The organism is Kribbella sp. NPDC002412, assembly GCF_053592935.1.
Genome location: NZ_JBSFBL010000041.1, coordinates 18,709 through 39,658 on the forward strand (window position 1 = coordinate 18,709; position 20,950 = coordinate 39,658).

The 20,950-nt window shown below is 69.0% G+C and carries 24 protein-coding genes, 1 other RNA gene and 1 pseudogene; 8 read left to right on the forward strand and 18 right to left on the reverse strand.

Translation table 11 applies throughout. The annotated features are described in order from the left end of the window. Positions 1-18 precede the first annotated feature (18 nt). Positions 19-1,050, forward strand: a complete 1,032-nt coding sequence (locus ACWCOV_RS28595; RefSeq protein WP_449832410.1) for a LacI family DNA-binding transcriptional regulator — start codon at positions 19-21, stop codon at positions 1,048-1,050. A gap of 423 nt (positions 1,051-1,473) precedes the next feature. Here ACWCOV_RS28595 and ssrA read toward each other — a convergent pair. From ssrA to ACWCOV_RS28635, 8 genes are all read right to left on the reverse strand, one after another. Then, positions 1,474-1,851, reverse strand: a transfer-messenger RNA (tmRNA) gene (gene ssrA / locus ACWCOV_RS28600). 147 nt (positions 1,852-1,998) lie between these two features. Next, positions 1,999-2,559: a DUF4870 domain-containing protein gene (locus ACWCOV_RS28605; RefSeq protein ID WP_449832411.1), complete on the reverse strand. Its 561-nt coding sequence runs from the start codon at positions 2,557-2,559 to the stop codon at positions 1,999-2,001. Between the two features lie 186 nt (positions 2,560-2,745). After that, positions 2,746-3,219: an SsrA-binding protein SmpB gene (smpB, locus tag ACWCOV_RS28610; protein WP_449832412.1), complete on the reverse strand. Its 474-nt coding sequence runs from the start codon at positions 3,217-3,219 to the stop codon at positions 2,746-2,748. A gap of 21 nt (positions 3,220-3,240) precedes the next feature. Continuing rightward, entirely contained in the window at positions 3,241-4,671 is a 1,431-nt protein-coding gene (locus ACWCOV_RS28615; protein ID WP_449832413.1) for a M23 family metallopeptidase, read from the reverse strand. A 60-nt stretch (positions 4,672-4,731) separates the two neighbouring features. After that, positions 4,732-5,643 (reverse strand): permease-like cell division protein FtsX, encoded by a 912-nt coding sequence (gene ftsX, locus ACWCOV_RS28620; RefSeq protein WP_132150413.1) that lies wholly within the window; start codon positions 5,641-5,643, stop codon positions 4,732-4,734. Between the two features lie 20 nt (positions 5,644-5,663). Then, positions 5,664-6,353, reverse strand: a complete 690-nt coding sequence (gene ftsE / locus ACWCOV_RS28625; protein ID WP_132325159.1) for a cell division ATP-binding protein FtsE — start codon at positions 6,351-6,353, stop codon at positions 5,664-5,666. 387 nt (positions 6,354-6,740) lie between these two features. Further along, entirely contained in the window at positions 6,741-6,905 is a 165-nt protein-coding gene (locus ACWCOV_RS28630) for a hypothetical protein (RefSeq protein ID WP_396353250.1), read from the reverse strand. Continuing rightward, positions 6,898-7,278 carry a hypothetical protein gene (locus ACWCOV_RS28635; RefSeq protein ID WP_449832414.1) on the reverse strand — a complete coding sequence of 127 codons (381 nt, stop codon included), beginning with the start codon at positions 7,276-7,278 and terminating at the stop codon, positions 6,898-6,900. The genes ACWCOV_RS28630 and ACWCOV_RS28635 overlap by 8 nt, the downstream gene beginning before the upstream one ends. A gap of 132 nt (positions 7,279-7,410) precedes the next feature. Between ACWCOV_RS28635 and ACWCOV_RS28640 the strand changes: the two genes are divergently transcribed. Continuing rightward, the gene (locus tag ACWCOV_RS28640; RefSeq protein WP_449832415.1) at positions 7,411-8,457 is read left to right on the forward strand and encodes a carbohydrate kinase family protein; all 1,047 of its coding nucleotides are present in this window, start codon (positions 7,411-7,413) and stop codon (positions 8,455-8,457) included. A 12-nt stretch (positions 8,458-8,469) separates the two neighbouring features. On the opposite strand, the pseudogene ACWCOV_RS28645 reads toward ACWCOV_RS28640, so the two are convergent. Continuing rightward, positions 8,470-9,402, reverse strand: a pseudogene (locus ACWCOV_RS28645) (MFS transporter); the annotation flags it as partial. Positions 9,403-9,767: 365 nt separating this feature from the next. Between ACWCOV_RS28645 and ACWCOV_RS28650 the strand changes: the two are divergent. Beyond that, positions 9,768-10,178, forward strand: coding sequence for a cytidine deaminase family protein (locus tag ACWCOV_RS28650; protein WP_449832416.1), 411 nt, complete (start codon positions 9,768-9,770; stop codon positions 10,176-10,178). Here the strand turns inward: ACWCOV_RS28650 and ACWCOV_RS28655 are convergent. Both ACWCOV_RS28655 and ACWCOV_RS28660 read right to left on the reverse strand, forming a co-directional pair. Further along, complete coding sequence (locus ACWCOV_RS28655; protein ID WP_449832417.1) at positions 10,154-10,498, reverse strand: YciI family protein; 345 nt, start codon at positions 10,496-10,498, stop codon at positions 10,154-10,156. The two genes, ACWCOV_RS28650 and ACWCOV_RS28655, sit on opposite strands and share 25 nt — an antisense overlap. Beyond that, complete coding sequence (locus tag ACWCOV_RS28660; RefSeq protein WP_449832418.1) at positions 10,495-10,887, reverse strand: VOC family protein; 393 nt, start codon at positions 10,885-10,887, stop codon at positions 10,495-10,497. Before ACWCOV_RS28660 ends, ACWCOV_RS28655 begins: the two co-directional genes overlap by 4 nt. Positions 10,888-10,916: 29 nt before the next feature. On the opposite strand from ACWCOV_RS28660, the gene ACWCOV_RS28665 reads away from it, so the two are divergent. Beyond that, complete coding sequence (locus tag ACWCOV_RS28665) at positions 10,917-11,456, forward strand: winged helix-turn-helix transcriptional regulator (protein ID WP_449832419.1); 540 nt, start codon at positions 10,917-10,919, stop codon at positions 11,454-11,456. Here ACWCOV_RS28665 and ACWCOV_RS28670 read toward each other — a convergent pair. The 5 genes from ACWCOV_RS28670 to ACWCOV_RS28690 all read right to left on the reverse strand — a co-directional run bounded on the left by ACWCOV_RS28670 (position 11,440) and on the right by ACWCOV_RS28690 (position 15,704). Beyond that, complete coding sequence (locus ACWCOV_RS28670; protein WP_449832420.1) at positions 11,440-12,432, reverse strand: TIGR03842 family LLM class F420-dependent oxidoreductase; 993 nt, start codon at positions 12,430-12,432, stop codon at positions 11,440-11,442. The two genes, ACWCOV_RS28665 and ACWCOV_RS28670, sit on opposite strands and share 17 nt — an antisense overlap. A gap of 12 nt (positions 12,433-12,444) precedes the next feature. Further along, positions 12,445-13,848, reverse strand: a complete 1,404-nt coding sequence (gene hydA, locus ACWCOV_RS28675) for a dihydropyrimidinase (protein WP_449832421.1) — start codon at positions 13,846-13,848, stop codon at positions 12,445-12,447. Positions 13,849-13,900: 52 nt separating this feature from the next. Beyond that, positions 13,901-14,743 (reverse strand): nitrilase-related carbon-nitrogen hydrolase, encoded by an 843-nt coding sequence (locus ACWCOV_RS28680; RefSeq protein WP_449832422.1) that lies wholly within the window; start codon positions 14,741-14,743, stop codon positions 13,901-13,903. 87 nt (positions 14,744-14,830) lie between these two features. Next, positions 14,831-15,508, reverse strand: a complete 678-nt coding sequence (locus tag ACWCOV_RS28685) for a PhzF family phenazine biosynthesis protein (protein ID WP_449832423.1) — start codon at positions 15,506-15,508, stop codon at positions 14,831-14,833. Between the two features lies 1 nt (position 15,509). Beyond that, the gene (locus tag ACWCOV_RS28690) at positions 15,510-15,704 is read right to left on the reverse strand and encodes a hypothetical protein (protein WP_449832424.1); all 195 of its coding nucleotides are present in this window, start codon (positions 15,702-15,704) and stop codon (positions 15,510-15,512) included. Between the two features lie 95 nt (positions 15,705-15,799). Here ACWCOV_RS28690 and ACWCOV_RS28695 point away from each other — a divergent pair, with 95 nt between their 5' ends. Continuing rightward, complete coding sequence (locus ACWCOV_RS28695; RefSeq protein WP_449832425.1) at positions 15,800-16,216, forward strand: SRPBCC family protein; 417 nt, start codon at positions 15,800-15,802, stop codon at positions 16,214-16,216. Further along, positions 16,206-16,754 carry a TetR/AcrR family transcriptional regulator gene (locus ACWCOV_RS28700; RefSeq protein ID WP_449832426.1) on the forward strand — a complete coding sequence of 183 codons (549 nt, stop codon included), beginning with the start codon at positions 16,206-16,208 and terminating at the stop codon, positions 16,752-16,754. The genes ACWCOV_RS28695 and ACWCOV_RS28700 overlap by 11 nt, the downstream gene beginning before the upstream one ends. Here ACWCOV_RS28700 and ACWCOV_RS28705 read toward each other — a convergent pair. After that, a complete protein-coding gene (locus ACWCOV_RS28705; RefSeq protein WP_449832427.1) occupies positions 16,735-17,898 on the reverse strand; it encodes a serpin family protein in 1,164 nt (387 codons plus the stop codon). The two genes, ACWCOV_RS28700 and ACWCOV_RS28705, sit on opposite strands and share 20 nt — an antisense overlap. 199 nt (positions 17,899-18,097) lie before the next feature. On the opposite strand from ACWCOV_RS28705, the gene ACWCOV_RS28710 reads away from it, so the two are divergent. Further along, positions 18,098-19,123 (forward strand): permease, encoded by a 1,026-nt coding sequence (locus ACWCOV_RS28710; protein ID WP_449832428.1) that lies wholly within the window; start codon positions 18,098-18,100, stop codon positions 19,121-19,123. Next, positions 19,120-19,824 (forward strand): TIGR03943 family putative permease subunit, encoded by a 705-nt coding sequence (locus tag ACWCOV_RS28715; protein WP_449832429.1) that lies wholly within the window; start codon positions 19,120-19,122, stop codon positions 19,822-19,824. Before ACWCOV_RS28710 ends, ACWCOV_RS28715 begins: the two co-directional genes overlap by 4 nt. Here ACWCOV_RS28715 and ACWCOV_RS28720 read toward each other — a convergent pair. After that, positions 19,808-20,941, reverse strand: coding sequence for a serpin family protein (locus tag ACWCOV_RS28720; RefSeq protein ID WP_449832430.1), 1,134 nt, complete (start codon positions 20,939-20,941; stop codon positions 19,808-19,810). The two genes, ACWCOV_RS28715 and ACWCOV_RS28720, sit on opposite strands and share 17 nt — an antisense overlap. Positions 20,942-20,950 lie beyond the last annotated feature (9 nt).

A 20,950-nucleotide genomic window follows, 5' to 3' on the forward strand; every position in this document is an offset into this window, starting at 1 on the left:
GTAGTCGAAGGGAGCACGATGGCGCCAGGTGCGAACGACGGTCCGAACCGCCCTGCCCGGTTGAAGGACGTCGCGGAGCTGGCCGGGGTGTCGTTGAAGACCGTCACGAACGTGGTCCACGAGCGGCGCTATGTGAAGGCCGAGACCCGGGCGCGGGTCAAGGCCGCCATCGCCGAACTGGGCTACATCCCTTCCCTGGTCGGCCGGCAACTGCAGAGCGGGCGCAGCAACATCGTCGCCCTGGCCGTGCCGCGGATCGACGAGCCGTACCTGGGCGCGCTGGCGCACGCGTTGATCATGGCCGGGGAACGACACGGGTACGCCGTCTTCACCGACGAGACCGGACGCAGCGACGAGCACGAACTGCGCGCCGCCGGCGGCTATCCCGGGCACAGCATCGACGGGGTGATCTACAGCCCGCTGGCCGTGGATCCGCAACGGATGACGGAGATGAGCCGATTCACGCCCATGGTGATGCTCGGCGAGCACCTGAGTGAGGGCGCCGCCGACTACGTCGCGATCGACAACGAGCAGTCGGCCCGCGATGTGGTCCGGCATTTGGCCGAGGGCGGACGGCGGCGGATCGCCTACCTCGGTGGCAACCCGGCCAGGCCGTCGAGTGTCGGCCAGCTACGACTTCGAGGCTTCCACGCCGCGGTGGAAGAGCTGGACCTGGAGAGCCGCGCCGACTGGTTGCTCCGGTGCGACCGGTACAGCCGGGAGACGGGCGCGGAGCTCGCCGAGCGGTTGCTGCCCCGGATCCGCGAGATCGACGCCGTGGTCTGCGCCAGCGACCTGCTCGCGATCGGCGCCATCCGAACCTTCATCGAGCACCATGTCCGAGTCCCCGACGACGTGGCGGTGGTCGGCTGGGACAACATCGTCGACGGCCGCTACCTGTCCCCCAGCCTCAGCAGTGTCGCCACCGACATGGACCTCCTCGCCGACCGAACCTTCGAGGCCCTGATCAGCAGAATCCAAGGCAACCGCGACCCAGCCCGCGTCTACACCGTCCCCCACAACCTAATCATCCGCGAGTCGAGCCGGTAACACGCCGCCCGCGCAAGGACGGCACACCAGGATCGACCGTGGTCGAGCCGAACCAGTCCAGCGAGCAGGCCAGCGCGGATCTACCGGCCCAGTTGCAGGACGACGTCGACCTGGCGGAGCGACCTGGTCCTGCGTCTTACGATCTGCGATCTGCGTCGCAGGGTTCCGCGGCTGGCTTTTGCCACCCCCCGCTAGACGGTTGCAGCAAGCCGCGCGGGCGACGCAGGAGCACGCGAAGCGGCTGCGGCGTAGTGACCACGACCGCCCGGGACCTCAGCGCGATCGACCAAGCGACGGCAGCCACGCAAAAGGCGTGGGTGGGAGCACCCGGCGTAGCACGCGATGGAGGAGCGCGCGTAGCGGGTGCGTGGGGCTTACAAACAGCCGAAGGCCGGCCCCACCTGGGGCCGGCCTTCTGGCATGGAGTGGAGGTGGCGGGAATCGAACCCGCGTCCTTCAGCGTTGATCCAAGACTTCTCCGGGCGCAGTCTGTTGGTCGCTTTTCTCAGCCCCAGCGCTCTCACAGACAAGTCGCTGACAGGCTCAGTCACTGTAAATGTCCCGTGCTAGCCCCGTGACCGGGCTAACAAAGCAAGCTTCCTAGCTGAGGCCAGGAACCGGGTCGGAAGCATCCCCGGGCTGACCGCTTCTTTAAGTGCTCAGGCCGTCAGGCGGCGAGAGCGAAGCTACTGCGCTTAGCGTTGGCAGTTATTGGTTTCCAGAGATCGTTAACGAGATAACCCTGGATCCTCGGCCCGCTTCCCTTGGAACTAACGTCCAAAGTCGAAACCGTTCACCCCCTGTTGAGTTTTCAAACTCCCGCCGGCGCCGGAGCCCCGGTGGAAGATCCACACTATCAAGTCCAACAACCCACCCGCACCCCGGATTCCCGCGCGGCGCGACCGCAAGGGGCGGCGGCCCACCTCCCGCTAGCGACATCACCCAGCGTCACTTGATCAGACGGAGCGTGAACGGGTAGCGGAAGTTGGAGCCGACCGCGGTGGCCAGGCCGCCGATCCCGGTCAGGATGAACCAGAGCATGCCGAGCAGCGGGAACAGGAACGCAGTGAACCCCTCCGTCACCCCGGTCATGATGCCCACCAGCGCGAACGCGCCGAACGCGCTCAGCTGGAAGTTCAGCGCCTCGACGGCGTGCTTGCGGACAGCGGGGTTCTTCTGGCCGGCGGTAGCGACCACGATCGCCGGGCCGACGAAGAAGGTCGGGTACCCGAGCCAGTGGGCCACCGTGCCCATCCCACGGCCGTTGCTGTTGTACCGCTGCAGCTGGGCCGGCCGGGTGAAGGCGGCGGGTGCGTACGTCGGGACGGGCCGGGAGACGAGGCCGTTGAACGTGCTGTTCAGCTCGGCCCGGGTGCGCGCCTTGAGCGCCAGCTCGAGCCGGGTGTCGAACTCGCCGTGGTCCAGCCGGCCGTCGGCGTACATTTCTTTGAGGATCTCGACGGCGCGGTCCCGTTGGGCCGGCGTCACCAGCAGGTCTGAAGTGGACATGTCTCCACTCTGCGCGCCCCGAGCGCCGCACCCCATCGGGTGCAGCCCCCACCAACCCCTGACCGGACCCCAGCCTCGACTCCGGTGCGACGGGGCATGCGCCGCGCCGCCCCCGCCCCTGTTCTTTCCTGCCTGAGCGTATCCGTTTTCGCCAGGCCACCCGTGGAGTTATCCACAGGGCACGGCTCAGCGGTCGCGACGCCGGTCCGACAGGGCGCGCTGGGCCTCGCGGTTCGCCTGGCGCTCGGCCAGCGCGTGGCGCTTGTCGTAGTCCTTCTTGCCCCGCCCGGTGCCGAGCTCGACCTTGGCGTAGCCGTCCTTGAAGTACAGCGACAGCGGGATGAGCGACACGCCCTGCTGCTCGACGGCGCGGATCAGCTTCTGAAGCTCGTCCTTGTGCAGGAGCAGTTTGCGGGTACGGCGTGGCTCATGGTTGGTCCACGTGCCGTGCTTGTACTCGGGGATGTGCATCCCCTGCAGCCACAGCTCGTTCCCCCGGACTGCCGCGAAGGCGTCGACCAGGGAGGCCCGGCCCTGCCGCAGGGACTTCACCTCGGTCCCGGTCAGCACGAGCCCGGCCTCCACCACGTCCTCGATGTGGTAGTCGTGTCGCGCCTTGCGGTTCTGCGCGATCGGTTTCCGGCCGGTCTCTTTCACCATCCGACCAGTATCTCAGACCGCTCAGAGCCACTTCATCGGATTAACGACTCGGCCGTCCTGGTAGACCATGAAGTGCAGGTGGCAGCCGGTGGAGTAGCCCGTCGTGCCGACGTACCCGATGATCTCGCCTCGGGAGACGCGCTCGCCGACGCGGGCCTTGTAGCGGGACAGGTGGTTGTAGACGGTGGTGATGGAGGAGCCGTCGATCACCCCGTGCGAGATGAACACCCGGTTCCCGTAGCCGCCGTTGTAGTACCTGTCCGTGACGACGCCGCTGGCGGCCGCGCGGATCGGCGTACCGCAGCCGCCGCCGAAGTCGGTCCCGTCGTGTAGCTTCCAGTAGTGCAGGACCGGGTGGAACCGCATCCCGAACGGTGACGTGATGTAGCTGCGGATCGGGTAGCTGAGCCGCCCGTTCTCCTTCGGCTCGTCGGGGACGTCCCGCGGCGGGCGGCCTTCCTTGCGGGCTTTCTCCCGCTCGGCCTTCTCCCGGGCCGCCTTCCGGCGGGCCGCAGCGGCCTTCTCGGCGCGGGCGCGGGCGATCAGGATCTGCTCGACCCGGTTCCGCTCCCGGACCAGGGCGTTGTACTGCGCCTGCTCGGAGTTCTTCTCCTTCTCGGCGGCCTTGAACGCGACCAGCTTGACCTGCGCGACCGCGGCGGCCTCGGCCTTGTCCGCGGCGACCTGTTTGGTCAGCGCTGTCACCTGCCGCACGGTGCGAGCCGCCTCGGCGCGCGCCTCCTCGGCTGCCTTCTCCGCGGCGGCGACCTTGACCCGCCGGCTGGCGAGCTGGGCCTGGGCGTTGTTCAGGTTGGTGATCGCGTTGCCCTGGATGCCGAACACGTTGCGCTGGACCTGCATCCCGGTGGCGATGTCGGCCGGCGAGGCGCCGCGGAGCGCGATCGACAGCCCGACCAGGCTGTTCTGCTGCTGGTACGCCGACCGTACGGCGCGACCCGCCACCGCCCGCTTCTCGGCGATCAGCCGCTCGCCCGCCTCGACGTCGGCGACCGCCGACCGGAGCGCCTGCTCGGCGGCCCGGAGCTTGCTCGCGGCAACCGCGTCGGCGGCCTTCGCGGCCGCGAGTTTGCCCTGGGCAACGGCGTACCGGGCCTGGACGGCCTTGTACCGCGCGTCCGCCTGGTTGTAGGCGACGACGGACTCGCCCAGCTGGTCGGAGGCGTGCGCGAGATCGGCCTTGGACTGGTCGATCTGCGAGTCGAGCTGCTTCTTCTTGGCGGCCGGGTCGGGTGGGTCCGCCTGGGCAGACGGAACCACCGCCAGGGCGCCGGCGGACAGGGACAGGACAAGGCAGCAAGCGGCGACGACCGTCGGCCGGCCTGGGGCCCTCGTGCGGAGGCGCAGGCGTGGCTTCGCGGGGGTGCCGCTGCTGTCGTCTCGCTTGATGCTCCCCCGCTCACGCGGGTTCGCACCGGGGAAGTGCGGGACCACAGTCGACCCCTTGCTCTGGGTTGAGTTGTCGTGCTACCGAAGCACGATAAGTCACCCGGGTCAGACTTTGAGGTATTTCCGCGTTGTCAGGAATGTCGGGACCACGGCGAGCACCAGTCCGACCACAACCATGATGAGCGTGGCGCGGAAGGTTTCGGTGGCGCCGACCCACTGCCAGACCCGGAACGTCTCCTGGGCCCGCTGCATGACCACGAAGTACACGCCGACCCACAAGGTGCCGCAGGCAAGGACCGCGCCGATCAGGGCGGCCAGCACCGCCTCCAGCAAGAATGGCAGCTGGATATAGAAGTTCGAGGCGCCCACCAGGCGCATGATGCCTATCTCACGTCTCCGGGCGTACGCCGCCAGCCGGATGGTGTTCGAGATCTGCATCAGCGCGGCGACCAGCAGCAGTGCCGCGGCCACCAGCGCGCCGACTTGCAACCCGTTGAGGGCCTTGAACAACGGATCCAGATACTGTCTGAGGTCCTGGACGGTGTCGACTCCGGGCAGGCCGGCGACCGCGCTGACCAGATTCTGGTAGCGCTGCGGATCCTTCAGCTTGACCCGGAAGGACTCCTGCATCTGGTCCTCGGTGACCGTGCTGACGATCGGCGAGTCCTTGTAGAGCTTCTTGAACTGCTCGAACGCTTCCTTCTTCGACTCGCCGAAGACGCCGTCCGGGGCGGTGTCCGGGTTCGACTCGATCACCTGCCGGATCCGGTTCTTCTGCTCCTGGGTCACCTCGGCGCCCGAGCAGCCGCGGCCGCCGGAGTCCTTGGTGCAGAGGAAGACCGAGATCTGGATCTTGTCGTACCAGTTCCCCTTCATCAGCTCGACCTGCTCGCGGGCGAGCAGCGCGCTGCCGAACAGCGACAGCGAGACCCAGATGGTGACGACGACCGCGATCGTCATCGACAGGTTCCGCTTCAGGCCGATGCCGAGGTCGGAGAGGATGTAGTTCAAGCGCATCAGTCAGTAGTCCCTGCTTCTCAGTGCTGGTAGCCGTAGACGCCGCGCGACTCGTCGCGGACGACATGACCGTTCTCCAGCTCGATCACGCGCTTGCGCATCTGGTCGACGATGGACACGTCGTGCGTGGCCATCACGACCGTCGTCCCGGTGCGGTTGATCCGGTCCAGCAGCTTCATGATGCCGACCGAGGTGCCGGGGTCGAGGTTTCCGGTGGGCTCGTCGGCGATCAGGATCATCGGCCGGTTCACGAACGCCCGGGCGATCGCGACCCGCTGCTGCTCACCGCCGGAGAGCTCGTCGGGCAGCCGGTCCTCCTTGCCGTCCAGGCCGACCAGCTCCAGGACCTCGGGGACCGTCTTGCGGATGTGCGAGCGCGGCTTGCCGATCACCTGCAGCGCGAACGCCACGTTCTCGGCGACGGTCTTGTTCGGCAGCAGCCGGAAGTCCTGGAAGACAGTGCCGATCTGGCGGCGCATCTGCGGGATCCGCCAGCTGGCCAGCCGGTTCAGGTCCTTGCCGGCCACCATGATGTGGCCCTTGGACGACCGGTGCTCACGCAGGACCAGGCGCAGGAACGTCGACTTGCCGGACCCGGAGGTGCCGACGAGGAAGACGAACTCGCCTTTCTCGATCTCGACGTTGACGTTCAGCAGAGCGGCCTTGGACTGGCCCTCGTACGTCTTTGACACATTCTCGAAGCGGATCACGGGATCATCCGGCCGTGGTCGGGAACAGGGAGCGGCGCAGCGGTAACCACCAGGAGACCGTACGCCACCGGAGCGGCCGCAGGTCAGTCTAGGTGGTCCCGGGCGTGCCGCCGACCAGGCGTGCCGCACCGTACGGCGCCGTCCGATACCCGGATGTGCACGACCGCACGCCGCGCCGTGCATCCGGTGCGTGTGCCGTGCATCCGGTGCGTGTGCCGTGCATCCGGTGTGTGTGCCGTGCATCCGGTGCGTGTGCCGTGCATCCGGTGCGCTCCGAGGGTGTCACGGACGGCTACCGGCTGCTTCGGCGCCGACGCTGCCCGCCCCCTGTTCTTCCTGCTTGAGCGTATCCGTTTCCACCTGTTGGCCGGTGGAGTTATCCACAGGTCAGGCGGGGGCCGGGGCTGTGCCGTTGCCGTTGTCGGGGCGGGCGTCGGCGATTCGGGCCAGGCCGGGCTCGGGTTTGCGGCCGGCTCTGCGGGCTGCCTCGACGTGCAACCGGGCCAGCTCGACGGCCTGGCGGGAGACCTTCACGGTCTTCTTCTCAGCCATTGGCAGTGTCTCCCTCGACGACTTCTGTGTCGGACTCCGCGATATCAGCGTACGCGGCCTGACCGACGCGGTCGATCGCCACCGAGGCGGTCAGCGCGGCGACGAGGTCGTAGTCCTCGGGCTGTAACAGTTCCGACCGCATCAGTGAGCGCAGCGTGACGACGCCGGCGTCGGTCCCCGCGTCCGTGCCCTCGAGAATCTGCTCGACCGACCACCGAACCATCCGCATCGTCTCCTCGCGGTGCCGCCAGACGTCCAGCTCACGGTCCGACTTCCGGGTCAGGTAGGCCCCGAGCACCACGCCGCCCAGGGCCAGGAACGGGCTCAGCACGGTCACCACCACGCCGACCACGGAGATCCAGGTAGGAATCACGGACACACCCCGCCGCTCATGCGCGACCTCCCAATCCCATGGAGATGACCGGCCGAAGATGTTACGAAAGGAAGCATTCCACCCGCGACCGACAAGAACCGCCAAAGTCTGACAAGGAGCAGTGTCACTGAGATGGACGAGCCGGACCGCTACGACGTGTTCGTGCAGGGGACCGTGTTCCTCGACATCGTGCTGACCGGTCTGGAGTCCGCCCCGGCCACCGGGACCGAGATCTTCGCCGAGGGGATGGGGTCCTGCCCCGGCGGCGTCGCGAACTTCGCCATCGCCGCCAGCCGGCTGGGCCTGAAGACCGGCCTGGCGTCGGTGTTCGGCGACGACGTGTACGCCGACTTCTGCTGGCGGACCCTGGCCGACCAGGAGGGCGTGGACCTGTCCCACTCCCGCCGGATCGGGCACTGGCACTCCCCCGTCACCGTCTCGATGTCGCTCGACCGGGACCGGGCCATGGTGACGCACGCGCACGAGGCGCCCGGCGACCCGAGCAAGCTGGTCGGCCCGGGCCTGAACACCCGCTCCGCGATCGTCCCGGTCGAGGACGAGCTGCCGGGCTGGACGATCGACGCGATGCGGTCCGGCGCGCTGCTGTTCGGCGACGTCGGCTGGGACCCGACCGACCAGTGGTCCCCCGCCGTACTCGACGTCCTCGAGGGTTTCCACGCCTTCACGCCGAACGCGAGCGAGGCGATGGCGTACACCCGGACCGACACGCCGAAGGCCGCGCTGCACAAGCTCGCCGAGCGGGTGCCGCTGGCGGTGGTGACGAACGGCGCGGACGGCGTGCTGGCGATCGACGCGACCACCGGCGAGGAGGAGCAGGTGCCGGCCCTGCCGGTCAGGTCCTACGACCCGACCGGCGCGGGCGACGTCTTCCTGGCCTCACTCGTCCTCGGCACGCTCCGCGGCTGGCCGCTGGCGCACCGGCTCGCGTTCGGCAACCTCTGTGCCGGCCTGTCGGTCCAGCACTTCGGCGGATCGCTCGCCGCGCCGGGCTGGGGCGACATCATCGACTGGGTGCGTGACCACAGCCGGCACCGCCCGGGCGGCATCGACCCCGCGGTGCTTGCCCACTACAACTTCATCGGCGACGTCCTCCCCGAGGGCCCGGTCCCGATCGTCCGCCGCGCGTCGGCCACCATCGCGCGCCTGTCGGACGCCTGACCAGCAGACCGCCGCGGCGACCAGGGCAAGCAGGACGCCACCGACCAGGAAGCCATGGGACGGTGTGGTCCGATCGAGCGTGAGCCCCGCGAGCGCCGAGCCGGCCGAGCTGCCGACGTTGTTGGCGGTGTTGATCCAGGTGCTGGCCTCGGTGCGCTGGTACGGCGGCGTGACCGTGTCGGCAGCCAGATACGACACCACGAAGATCGGCGCCACAGCGACACCCGTGGCCGCCATGACCAGCCCGAGCAGAACCAGGTTGCCCGCGAGCGAGGCCGTCAGCAGTCCGGCAGCCAGTACGGCGATCAGCCCGCCGAGGTGAGCGGACCACGACCGAGTGTGCTGGCGACTTCCCCAGAGGAGTCCGCCGACGACGCTCCCGGCAGCGATCGCGGCCTCGACGTACCCGGCTGCCCCCGGGCTACCGCTGCGCTGAGCGACTCCGGCCACGCACAGGTAGGCGACGCTGATCCCCGAGGCCGTGGCCGCGATGACCAGGAGGACCCGTCGCAGCGCCGGGATGACGAGTGGGCCTAGGAGATGGCGCGTTGCAGGGCGCGCGGCGGTGTGCGAGGTGACCGGACTGGTCACCATGGCGAGCGTGCCGACGACCATCAGCCCGGCGGAGCAGCTGAGCGCTGCCGGCGCGGAGACGACGTTGATCAGCACGCCGACCAGCAGCGGACCGCCGAGGAACAGCGACTCCTCGCTAACCGCATCCAGGGCGTAGGCCCGCTCCTTGAGCGGCGACCCTTCAGTCAGCAACCGCCAGTTCGACCGCATCGACGGCCCCAGCGGTGGCGCGAGGAGGCCAGCCAGAGCGACCAGCGCCAGGTTGGTCGTCGTACTGGCGATGAGCCCGAGCGCGGCGGAGCAACCGATCGCGAGGACCGGGAGCACTCGGCGCTGGCTGAAGCGGTCGACGAGCCGTGCCTTGTAGGGCATGGACAACGAGGTGAGGCCGAACAGCGCGACCGCCGCGCCGGCCGAGGCGAACGAGTCGGTGGACTCCTGGACAGTGAAAAGCAGAGACAACGGGAGCAGACCGTACGACAGCCGGCCGAGTAGCGCGGGCACGAAGGTGCGCAACGCCGACGGCAGCGACAGCACGTCACGGTAGCTCCCGGCACGAGCTGTGCCGGACAAGAGAACGCTCCTGGAGACATCAAGGGAATACGGGCTCGACCGCGCGAACGCGGGAGCCGTCTCTAGTCACGGGGAGCGAACATGCCGCCGAGCATACCCCGACCCAGGAGTCGTAGTGTCGATAGCGGATCGTTCAAGGCGTCGACAGGTTGGGGTATCAGCGAATGATCGTGCAGGCATTGACCGACGAGGACCGGGAGCTGATCGAGCTCGCCCGCCGTACCGTCGACGCGAACACCGACGGGCCGGACGGGGTCTACACGATGGGCGCCGCCGTCCGCGGTGTGGACGGGCAGATGTACGCCGGGATCAACCTGTACCACTTCACCGGCGGGCCGTGCGCGGAGCTCGTCGCCCTCGGCCGGGCCCGGGCCGAGGGCGCCCGCGAGCTCACCACGATCGTGGCTGTCGGCAACGAAGGCCGCGGCGTGGTCGGCCCGTGCGGGCGGGACCGCCAGGTCCTGGTCGACTACCACCCGACGATCCGTGTCATCCTGCCCACCGCGGAAGGCGTCGGCTCGGTCCTGGTCACCGACCTGCTGCCCGAGTCCTACCGCTGGACCCCGACCACCTGAATCTCGCCCTCGCGGAACCACCAGGTGATCGGCTCCGCGACCAGGATTCCGGCCTGTACGGCGGGATCGCCGGCGGCCTGCCGCCGGGCCTCGTCGAGGTCGGTGCGGTAGACGCAGAGACCGCGCAGCGACACGTCGTCGTGGTCCCGGAACGGGCCGGCCGCACCCATCACGCCGGCCGCGCGGAGGTCGTCCAGGAAGTCGAGATGAGCCTGCTGGACCTTGTCCATCTCGTCGTCCGTCAGGTCGGGCGGGTTCGGTGGGCGCCGGAGCAGGATGAGCGACAGGCTCTCCATCCCCGGCCGTGGCGGCGTGCTCACTTCACCCGCTCGGACAGCATGAACGTGTTCCCGTCCGGGTCGTAGAACGTGGCCAGCCGGACCTCGTCGGCGACCAGCCGGGTCTCACCGTCGAACCGGGTGCCGAGCGACTCGAGGTGCCGCCGGGCGGCGTCGATGTCGCGCACCCCGAACGTGATCACCGTCCCGCCCTCGGTCTGCGGCTGCTCGACCTGGCCGATGCCGATGTTGATACCGGGCAGCGGCGTCGTCAGCTCGGCCCAGCCCCAGCTGTCGAGCCGGTGCACCACCTCGAACCCGAGGGCCTCCCGGTACCACTGCAGTGAGCGCTCCAGGTCGGAGACGTCCAGCGCACAGACGGCCCTGCCGTCGTACTCGATCGCAGTCGACACCTCTGGCGATCCACTCATAGTCCTGTTTTTATACTAAGCTTACTTTCGTGTCAACGCTCGCCCGCCTGGTCCACCTCCGGTGGACCATCCCGGTGATCGCCGAGCTGCACCGCGGCCGCGGCGGCCGCTTCGTGAACCTGGTCCACGGCCTCGGAGTCAGCCGCGAGTCGCTCCGCCGGACCATCGCGTTCCTCGAATCCGACGGCCTGATCCAGCGCAACCCCGGCTACGGCCACCCACTGCGGCCCGAATACCTGCTCACCGACGCGGGCGCGCGCCTTGGCGAACCCGCCGTCGCGCTCACCGACCTCCTCCGCGAGCTGGACGCCACAGACGTCGGCCTCCGCAAGTGGTCGCTGCCCATCCTCACCGCCCTCGGCGACCGGCCCCGCCGCTTCTCCGAGCTCGGCAACAGCCTTCCGGGTACGACGAACCGCGCCCTGACCCTCGCCCTCAAAGACCTGGAGGCAGCCGGCCTGGTCACCCGAACGGTCACCACCGACTACCCACCGGCCACCCTGTACGGCGCAACACCGCCGGCGACCCGCGTCGCCCGGGCGGCCGAGCGACTCAGAACGCCGGAATGATGTCCTTGCCGTACGCCGCCAGCGTCTCTTCCTTCGCGTCGTGCTGGAGGTAGACCGCGAACTGGTCCACCCCGAGTGCCTTGAGCTCCGACAGCCGGGCCAGGTGGTTCTCCACCGGGCCGAGGATGCAGAACCGGTCTACGACCTCGTCCGGGACGAAGTCGGTGTGGGTGTTGCCCGCCCGTCCGTGCTGGGCGTAGTCGTAGCCCTTGCGGCCCTCGATGTAGTCGGTCAGCGCCTTCGGCACCGCACCCGATGTCCCGTACCGCTCCACGATGTCGGCCACATGGTTGCCGACCATCCCGCCGAACCACCGGGTCTGCTCCCGCTGGTGCTCGAGGTCGTCCCCGACGTACGCCGGGGCCGCGACGCAGAACTTGATCGCGGCCGGATCGCGGCCGGCTTCCTCGGCGGAGCGCCGTACCGCTGCGATCATCCACTTGGCGATGTCGGGGTCGGCAAGCTGCAGGATGTAGCCGTCGCCGATCTGGCCGGTCGCGGCCAGCGCCTTCGGACCGTACGCCGCGACCCAGACGTCCAGCGCGCCGTTCTCGACCCAGGCGAACTTGAGCTGCTGGCCGCGGTACTCGACCGTCTCGCCGCGGGCCAGCGCGCGGACCACGCCGACGCACTGCTTCATTTCGTCGATGGTGCCCGGCTTGGCGCCGAGCGTGCGCAGCGCGGAGTCGCCGCGGCCGATCCCGCAGATCGTGCGGTTCCCGAACATCTCGTTCAGGGTGGCGAACTGGGACGCGATCACGGTCCAGTCCCGGGTCCCCGGGTTGGTCACCATCGGCCCGACGATCACGCGTTCGGTGGTGGCCAGGATCTGGCTGTAGATGACGAACGGCTCCTGCCAGAGCAGGTGCGAGTCGAACGTCCACACGTAGCCGAACCCGGCCTCCTCCGCCTTGCGCGCCAGGTCCACCACCGCGGACGCCGGCGGATCACACTGGAACACGACTCCGAAGTCCACGGCGCTCCCCCTTCACACCAGGTACGACGACAGGCCGCGCTCGAGGAACTTCCCCCGGCCCTTGCGGCCATGGTAGTTGCCGTCGGCCACGATCACCTCGCCGCGCGAGATCACCGTGCCCACCCGGCCCTTGATCTCGACCCCTTCGTACGCCGAGTAGTCCATGTTCATGTGGTGGGTGTCGACGCTGATCCGGGTGGTCGCGTTCGGGTCGTAGACGACCAGGTCGGCGTCCGAGCCCGGGGCGACGATCCCCTTCCGCGGGTACAGCCCGAACATCCGGGCCGGCGTGGTCGCGATCGTCTCCACCCAGCGCTCCAGCGACAGCTGGCCGTCCACCACGCCTTGGTAGATCAGGTCGACCCGGTGCTCGACGCCGCCGATCCCGTTCGGGATCTTGGAGAAGTCGCCGAGGCCGAGCTCCTTCTGGTCCTTCATGCAGAACGGGCAGTGGTCGGTCGACACGATCGCCAGGTCGTTGCTCCGCAGGCCCTTCCACAGGTCCTTCGCGTGCGACTCGTGCTTGCTGCGCAGCGGGGTCGAGCAGACCCATTTCGCGCCCTCGAAGCCGGGTGCGCCGAGTTGGTCCTCGAGCGTGAGGTACAGGTACTGCGGGCAGGTCTCGGCGAACACGTTCCGGCCCGCGTCCCGCGCCTCGGCGACGTGTTCCAGCGCCTGGCTGGCGGACAGGTGGACGATGTAGAGCGGGCAGTCCCGGGCGACCTCGGCGAGCGCGATCGCGCGGTTCGTCGCCTCCGCCTCGAGCGCGGCCGGCCGGGTGATGCCGTGGTAGATCGGGTCGGTCTCGCCGCGAGCGATGGCCTGCTGCACGAGCACGTCGATCGCGATGCCGTTCTCCGCGTGCATCATGATCATCGCGCCGTTGTCGCGGGCGGTCTGCATCGCCCGCAGGATCTGGCCGTCGTCGGAGTAGAAGACGCCCGGGTAGGCCATGAACAGCTTGAAGCTGGTCACGCCCTCGTCCGAGACGAGCTGGTCCATCGCCTTCAGCGAGTCGTCGTCGACGCCGCCGAGGATCATGTGGAACGCGTAGTCGATGTGGCAGTTGCCGTCGGCCTTCGCGTGCCAGGCGGCCAGCCCGTCCTGGACCACCTCGCCGGTCCGCTGGACCGCGAAGTCGATGATCGTCGTGGTCCCGCCCCAGGCCGCGGCCCGGGTGCCGGTGTCGAAGGTGTCACTCGCCGCGGTGCCGCCGAACGGCAGCTCCATGTGCGTGTGCGCGTCGATCCCGCCCGGGATCACGTACTTGCCGGCGGCATCGATCACCTCGTCCGGCGTGATCGTCTGGCTGAACGCCGGGTCCAGCAGCGCGACGATCTTCTCGCCCTGGACCAGCACGTCGGCGACCTGCGTCCCGGTCGGCCCGACGACGGTCCCACCCTTGACCAGCAACATATCCGTACTCCCCTTTGAGACGGCTTGTGCAGCGTGACGGCTGGAAAGCGGCCTACGGTTTGGTCAGGTCGCCGTACGCGTCCGGGCGGCGGTCGCGGTAGAACTGCCAGCGGTCCCGGACCGTGTCCAGCAGACCCAGGTCCAGGTCCCGGACGATGAGCTCCGGATCGTGGTCGTGCCCGGTCTCGCCGACGAACTTGCCCTCGGGATCGACGAAGTACGACGTGCCGTAGAAGTCGTTCTCGCCGTAGTCGGACTCGATCCCGACCCGGTTGATCGCGCCGATGAAGTACTCGTTGGCCACCGCCGAGGCGGGTTGCTCCAGCTTCCACAGGTACGACGACAGCCCGCGGTGGGTCGCGGACGGGTTGAACACGATCTTCGCCCCGGCCAGCCCGAGCGCCCGCCAGCCCTCCGGGAAGTGCCGGTCGTAGCAGATGTACACCCCGATCCGGCCGACCGCGGTGTCGAACACCGGGTAGCCGAGGTTGCCGGGGCGGAAGTAGAACTTCTCCCAGAACCCCTTCACCTGCGGGATGTGGTTCTTCCGGTACTTGCCCAGGTACTTGCCGTCAGCATCGATCACGGCGGCCGTGTTGTAGAGCACGCCCGGCTGCTCCTGCTCGTACACCGGGAGCACCATGACCATGCCGAGCTCCTTGGCCAGCGCGGCGAACCGCTCGGTCGTCGGGCCTGGCACCGCCTCGGCGTACTCGTAGAACTTGGCATCCTGCAACTGGCAGAAATAGGGGCCGTAGAACAGCTCCTGGAAGCAGATCACCCGCGCACCCTGCGCGGCGGCCTGCCGCACGTACTCCTCGTGGGCCTTGATCATGGACTCCTTGTCCCCGGTCCACGACGTCTGCACCAACGCAGCCCGCACAACCTCCGACATCAGCCCTCCCACCACTAGCCGAGCACCCATGCTCCATCCGCCAACCCACGACAGTCAACGGATGTCGGAGCGGTTGTGGAAAACCCGTCAGATCGTGATGCTGCGGGGATCGGCGGGCAGCACCCGGCCGCCGACGGTCGCGTGCGCAGGCGGTTGCCAAGTGGTGTGCAGATGCGAGCCGGCGCCTTGGACGACCAGGAGATCCCGGGATAGTTGAGCGGTCAGCTGGGTCGCGGCGGAGCCGGTGGCCTCGTCCTCGGCGACGCCCATGGCCGGAGCGAACGCCCGGGCCCGGACGATCCCGGCGGCTTCGTCCTGCCAGGACCAGATGAATGTGTGACCGGCCGAGTACGAGGCGGGGTCGGCGGCCAGTACGGCGTCCGGCGACTCGAGCTGATGCCACTCGAAAGCGCTGCCCCAGCTGGCGTCGGCGCGGACGGAGAAGAGGTCGCCATCGCGGGTGACCGGGATGTCACCGGCGGGGACGCGCAGGGTCTCGACGGCCAAGCCCTGGGAATGCAGCCACCAGGCGATGCCGACGGTCGGATGGCCGGCGAAGGGCATCTCACCGGCGGCGGAGTAGATCCGGACCACACCGGCGGCTGCGTCGTCGACGTACACGGTCTCGCTGTAGCCGAGCTGAGCGGCCACGCGCTGCCGGTCTGCGGGCGGGACGGCGGCGCCGTCCACGATGCCCAAGGGGTTGCCGAAGCGGCCATCGGGGTCGGTGAAGACCCGGACGACCTCGGCGTGCAGCTGGGTCAAGTCAGAGGACGGTGATCGCGGCGATGACGGCGATCAGCACCACGGCGGCGCCGACGAACGCCAGCACCCGGCCGTTGAGCTTCGGCTCGGTGGTCGCCTCGGCCTGGCCCTCGTTCACGAAGGCACGGAACATCTGGGTGTTCGCGCCCGGGTCCTGCTCGTTCTCGACGTTCTGCGGGACGTTCTGCTCAGCCATGGCCCCAGACCCTACCGGCACGCCCGGCCACGGCCGTTCGGGCCCCGCCAGATATTGCTGCGCCGTCAGCTTCCATTGGGTGTACCATTTGGTACATGCGCTTCGATCATTCCAGCACGATCCAGGCCCCGCCCGAGCGGGTGTGGCAGGTGTTCAGCGACGTCGAGCGGTGGCCCGAGTGGACACCGACGGTCGAGTCGGTCGAGCGGCTCGACGAGGGCCGCATCCACATCGGCTCCCGGACGCGGATCCGGCAGCCGAAGCTTCCGGTCGCGGTCTGGGAGGTGACGGAGCTCAAGGAGGGCGAGTACTTCGAGTGGGTCTCGAAGGCGCCCGGGATCAAGACCACCGGCGGTCACCGGGTGATCAGCACGCCGGAAGGCACCGTCGCGACGGCCACGATCATCCAGGAGGGCCCGCTCGGCTGGCTCTTCGGCAAGCTCTACGCCGGCCTGACCCGCCGCTACATCGCCACCGAGACCGAGAAGCTGAAGCAGGTCAGTGAGTCGTGATTCGCTGCTCGCCGATGCCGTCGAGCATTTCGCCAAGAACGGCATCGGCGACGCGAGCCTGCGGAGTATCGCGACCTCGATCGGCACCAGCCACCGGATGCTGATCTACCACTTCGGCTCCCGCGAGGGGTTGCTCGCCGAGGTGGTGCGCACCGTCGAGCAGCAGCAACGCGACCTGCTGGCCGACGTGATGGCCTTGGACCTGCCGCTCGAGGAGCAGGCGGATCTGTTCTGGCGGCGGGTCACCGAGGCGACGCTGATCTACGGACCGCTGTTCTTCGAGTTGAGCGCCCACGCCATGCAGGACCGGCCACACACTGCCGCGCTCAAGGCGGATCTGATCAACGTCTGGCTGCCACCGGTCATCGAACTGTGTGTCCGGGCGGGCATTCCGCCCGAGCAAGCACCGTCGTACGCGCGGCTGGGCCTGGCCGCGTCCCGCGGTCTGCTGTTCGACCTGCTGCTGACCGGCGACCGGGACGCGGTCGACGAGGCGTCCGCCCTGCTCAACCGGCTGTTCAGTCTCCCGGCTCGGTAGGCGTCTCGACCCAGCCGGCCACGATCGGCAGCCGCGACTCCCGCAGTACGGCGACGAACCCGAACGGCCGGTCCAACGTCACCTCGAGCCGGCGCGCCTGGTTCGTCGGCATCGCGGTCCGCATCAGGCCGACTGCCGTCACCGCCGCGGCCTCGAACCCGGTCGCGAAGAACCGCGCCAGCACCTTCTGCTTCGCCTGCCCGACCGCGAGCGGCGTCGGGCTGATCGCACTGAAGTGACCGTGCCCGCCGGGATCCGTCGTCACCGCGCTCAGCCCGAACAGCTCCCGCAGTTCCAGCAGGTCATGCTCGGTCTCCACGTTGAACGACGGCAACGACAGCTTCAGATCCGGCCTCGGCGCGGTCGTCTGCCCGACCTTCACCCCGGGCGCGACCTCGCCCCCAGGCTCCCCCTGATCGATCAGCCGGCTCCCCGGCACCCCTTCCCCCTGCGCCTGCAGCAACGCAGTCAGCACGTCAGCCTGCTCTGCCCCGGCTTGCCCGACGCCAAGCAGTACGTCGACATCCGCATCGCCGGTCACGGTGATCACAGTCAGATCCTCATACCGCCGTACGGCGTCCAGGTCGTCGTCGACGCGCTCCAGCCAGTGCCACGAGCCGCCCGACCACGGGCCGTCGTAGAACCGCCGGACCATCTCCTTGAACGGGGTGACCCAGGTGGTCTTGAGAGACAGCGCAGACGCGAGGACGAGCATCAGGTCCGGCGTCACCTCGATCGGCATCTCGCGGATCAGGTTGTTGGTGTGCTCGGCGGCCCAGGCGTCGAGTTTGGGCTTGTCGACGGACGCGTTGCCGGTGAGCGCGCCGACCAGCGGCGCCGGCATCACGCTGTCGAACGACTCGGCGAGCTTCAGCTGCTCACTCACCCAGACGCCGAGGGCCGCGTGCAGATCATCGGAGCCGTCGATCGCCCGGACCAACTCCAGCGCCTGCTGTGAGCCTGCCGACGCGTCCACCCCGGCGGCCGCGGCCAACTCGGCGCGGCCTGGTTCGTCCGCGGCGGTCGCGAGGATCGCGAGCAGCGGCCACAGGCCGAGGCCCGACACCACGGTGTTGCCCTGCGGGAGCTCGCGAGCCCAGCGGGCGGTGAGGTCGTTGACTGCGCGCACCACGTCGGCATCCATACGTCCACCCTGCCATGCGGACGCCAACCCCATCACAATTCCCGGACCGCCGGTCCGCCCCGCGGGCGGCCCCGGGAATGCGCGGGTTGTGATGGCCTGGCGGTCCGCAACGACAATTCCCCGGAACGACGCTGATTTTCATTTCATGAGAGCGCCGTGTCCTCGTCCGAGTGCGCTCCGTTGTGTCAGGATGCCGCCCATGACGGCCAATCCGACCGCCCCACCACCCGTCGACTCGCCGCCGCCTGACGCGGAAAACAAGGAGTCCACCGGCTCCTCGATCGCGTTCACCGCGACGCTGGTCCTGCTGGTCGGGCTGGCGTTGTTCGGGCGCAAGATCTTCGCCGGGTGGTTCACCGACGACGGGATCCGGACCTGGGCGACGATGTTCGTCGGGGTCACCGTGCAGGCGATGCCGTTCCTGGTCCTCGGCGTGCTGCTGTCGGCCGCGCTGACCGCGTTCATCCCGGCGTCGTTCTTCGCGAAGGCGCTGCCCAAGCACCCGGCCCTCGCCGTACCGGTCGCCAGCGCGTCCGGCGTCGTACTGCCCGGCTGTGAGTGCGCGTCGGTGCCGGTGTCGGCGGCGTTGATGAACCGCGGCGTGACACCGGCGGCGGCGCTCGCGTTCCTGCTGTCCGCGCCGGCGATCAACCCGGTCGTGCTCGCGTCGACCGCGGTCGCGTTCCCGGGGCAGCCGAAGGTGGTGGTCGCCCGCGCGGTGACCTCGCTCGGGGTGTCGATGATCCTCGGCTGGCTGTTCCTGGCGACCGGCAAGGGCGCGTCGTGGCTGCGGATGCCGAAGAACCGGCACGCGGAGGGCACCGGCAAGTTCGACGTGTTCCGGTCCGCGATGCTGCACGACTTCCTGCACGCGGGCGGGTTCCTGGTCATCGGCGCGGCCGCGGCGGCCACGCTGAACGTCGTCGTACCGCGCAGCTGGCTCGACCACGTGGCCGGCAACCTGCTGCTGTCGGTGGTCGTGCTCGGGCTGCTCGCCGTACTGCTGGCGATCTGCTCCGAGGCGGACGCCTTCGTGGCGGCCAGCCTGACGCAGTTCTCGCTGACCGCGCGGCTGGCGTTCATGGTGGTCGGGCCGATCGTCGACGTGAAGCTGATCGCCCTGCAGACCGGAACCTTCGGCCCGAAGTTCGCCGCCCGGTTCGCCCCGGCCACCTTCGTGGTCGCAATCCTGGCCAGTCTCCTCGTGGGGTGGTGGTTGCTGTGAAGCGCAACGTTGCCGGTCTGGTGGTGGTGTTCGTCGGGGCTGCGGTGGTGCAGTTGGCGACCTCGAACACCTATCTGCGGTACGTGAAGCCGGGGATGCGGTGGATGCTGCTGGCGGCCGGGCTGATCCTGATCGCGCTCGCGGTGCTCGACGTACTCGCGGACACCCGGAAGAAGAAGCCGGTGGACGACGGGCACGGGCATCACGGGCTGCCCCGGGCGGCCTGGTTGCTGCTGATCCCGATCTTCGCGTTGCTCGTCGTCGATCCTCCGGCGCTCGGTGCGGACGCGGCACAGCGGCAGTCTCCGGTCGCGTCGAAACCGGCTGATCCGAAGAGCAACTCGTGGCTGTCGAACAACTCCCAGGGCGACGCCCCGGTGGCGCTCGCGGTCCGCGACTACGCAGTCTGGGCGGTGTGGGAGAAGGAGAGCATGAAGGGCCGCGCGTTCCAGCTGACCGGCTTCGTCACCCCGGCGAAGAACGGCACCTGGTACGTGACGCGCATCGGCCTGACCTGCTGCGTCGCCGACGGTACGGCGTTCATGGTCGAAGCCCGCGGCCAGACCGCACCACCGAAGAACCAGTGGGTGACCGTCACCGGCCAATGGGCCGAGCCGACCAAGCGCGCCGACGGCGACGTCGCCGCCCTCACGGTCGAGACGATCAGTCCGGTCAGCGCCCCCGCTAACCCGTACGAGTAGGTCGTACGGCGTCCCGGTACGCATCATCCGCAACCCAGCCGGCCACCACCGGAATGCCGGTCGGGCGGTGGACCGCGATGAAGCCGAACGGCTGGTCCAGCGATACCTTCAGCGCCTTGCCGCCTGGCATTGGGGCGGAGCCGGCCGCCATCGCCATCGCGGTGACCGCGGCCGCCTCGAAGCCGGTGGCGGAGAATCGGGCCATCACGGCCTGCTTGGCCTGGCTGACCGCGAGCGGGAACGGACTCAGCCCGGGGAAATGCCCGGTCGACTTGTCCATCGCCGACGTCAGGCCGAAGACCTCGGAGTGCTCGAGCAGATCGTGTTCGGCGTCGATCTCGAAGTACGGCATCGACAGCACCACGGTCGGCACCGGCGACATCGACTCGATCACCTCGACCGCCGGCGCCGGCCGCTCCCGCGAGAACAGCCGCTTCCACCGCGAGGACGGAGCATCGGCCAGCAACTCGGCTCCGCCCACCCCCTCGCCCGTCAGTTCAAGAGCAGCAGCCAGTACGGCGCCCCGCGCGTTGCCGGGCTCGCCTGCGACGAGTCGTACGTCGAACTCGCCGGTCCCCACGACCGTGACCACGGTCAGCGGGCCGGCCGGACCGTCGTACACCTGGAGGCTGTCGAGGTCCTGGTCGGCGCGACTCAGCCAGCGCCGGTCACCCCTCGGGTACTCGTTGAACGGCAGCGCCCACTTGGTCTGCAAGGCGAGCGCGGAGGCGAGCACCAGCAGCACGTCGTCGCTCAACTGGATCGGCATCCGCTTCAACAGACCACCGGTCTGTTCGGCCACCCAGGCGTCGAGGGCTGCTTGATCCGTCAGCTGTCCGCGCACCTCCGGCGGCAGCAGCCGGTCCACGCCGGGCTGCAGCGGGATCTCCGGCCGGGTCCACAGGCCGAGAGCCATCCGGAGCTCGGGGGTCTGCAGCAGGCCGTCGTACGACCCGCCTGCCGCTTCGGTGAGCTCGTCGCGGGCCGGGCCGTCGGCCAGCTCGGCGAGGATCGCGAGCAGCGGCCGGACGCCGAGCCCGGAGACGACGGTGCTGTCCTCGCCGGCGAGCGTCTCGATCCAGCGAGCGGTCAGGCGACTGACTTGGCGTGCGTCCACTCACACATC

Bases quoted from the DNA above. Each gene is read 5' to 3' on its own strand.
- smpB (WP_449832412.1), bottom strand. From the start codon at position 3,219: ATGGTGAAAGAGACCGGCCGGAAACCGATCGCGCAGAACCGCAAGGCG.
- ACWCOV_RS28680 (WP_449832422.1), bottom strand. From the start codon at position 14,743: ATGTCGGAGGTTGTGCGGGCTGCGTTGGTGCAGACGTCGTGGACCGGG.
- ACWCOV_RS28705 (WP_449832427.1), bottom strand. From the start codon at position 17,898: ATGGATGCCGACGTGGTGCGCGCAGTCAACGACCTCACCGCCCGCTGG.
- ACWCOV_RS28640 (WP_449832415.1), top strand. From the start codon at position 7,411: ATGGACGAGCCGGACCGCTACGACGTGTTCGTGCAGGGGACCGTGTTC.
- ftsX (WP_132150413.1), bottom strand. From the start codon at position 5,643: ATGCGCTTGAACTACATCCTCTCCGACCTCGGCATCGGCCTGAAGCGG.
- ACWCOV_RS28690 (WP_449832424.1), bottom strand. From the start codon at position 15,704: ATGGCTGAGCAGAACGTCCCGCAGAACGTCGAGAACGAGCAGGACCCG.
- ACWCOV_RS28660 (WP_449832418.1), bottom strand. From the start codon at position 10,887: ATGAGTGGATCGCCAGAGGTGTCGACTGCGATCGAGTACGACGGCAGG.
- ACWCOV_RS28710 (WP_449832428.1), top strand. From the start codon at position 18,098: ATGACGGCCAATCCGACCGCCCCACCACCCGTCGACTCGCCGCCGCCT.
- ACWCOV_RS28630 (WP_396353250.1), bottom strand. From the start codon at position 6,905: ATGGCTGAGAAGAAGACCGTGAAGGTCTCCCGCCAGGCCGTCGAGCTG.
- ACWCOV_RS28650 (WP_449832416.1), top strand. From the start codon at position 9,768: ATGATCGTGCAGGCATTGACCGACGAGGACCGGGAGCTGATCGAGCTC.
- ACWCOV_RS28595 (WP_449832410.1), top strand. From the start codon at position 19: ATGGCGCCAGGTGCGAACGACGGTCCGAACCGCCCTGCCCGGTTGAAG.
- ACWCOV_RS28605 (WP_449832411.1), bottom strand. From the start codon at position 2,559: ATGTCCACTTCAGACCTGCTGGTGACGCCGGCCCAACGGGACCGCGCC.
- hydA (WP_449832421.1), bottom strand. From the start codon at position 13,848: ATGTTGCTGGTCAAGGGTGGGACCGTCGTCGGGCCGACCGGGACGCAG.
- ACWCOV_RS28695 (WP_449832425.1), top strand. From the start codon at position 15,800: ATGCGCTTCGATCATTCCAGCACGATCCAGGCCCCGCCCGAGCGGGTG.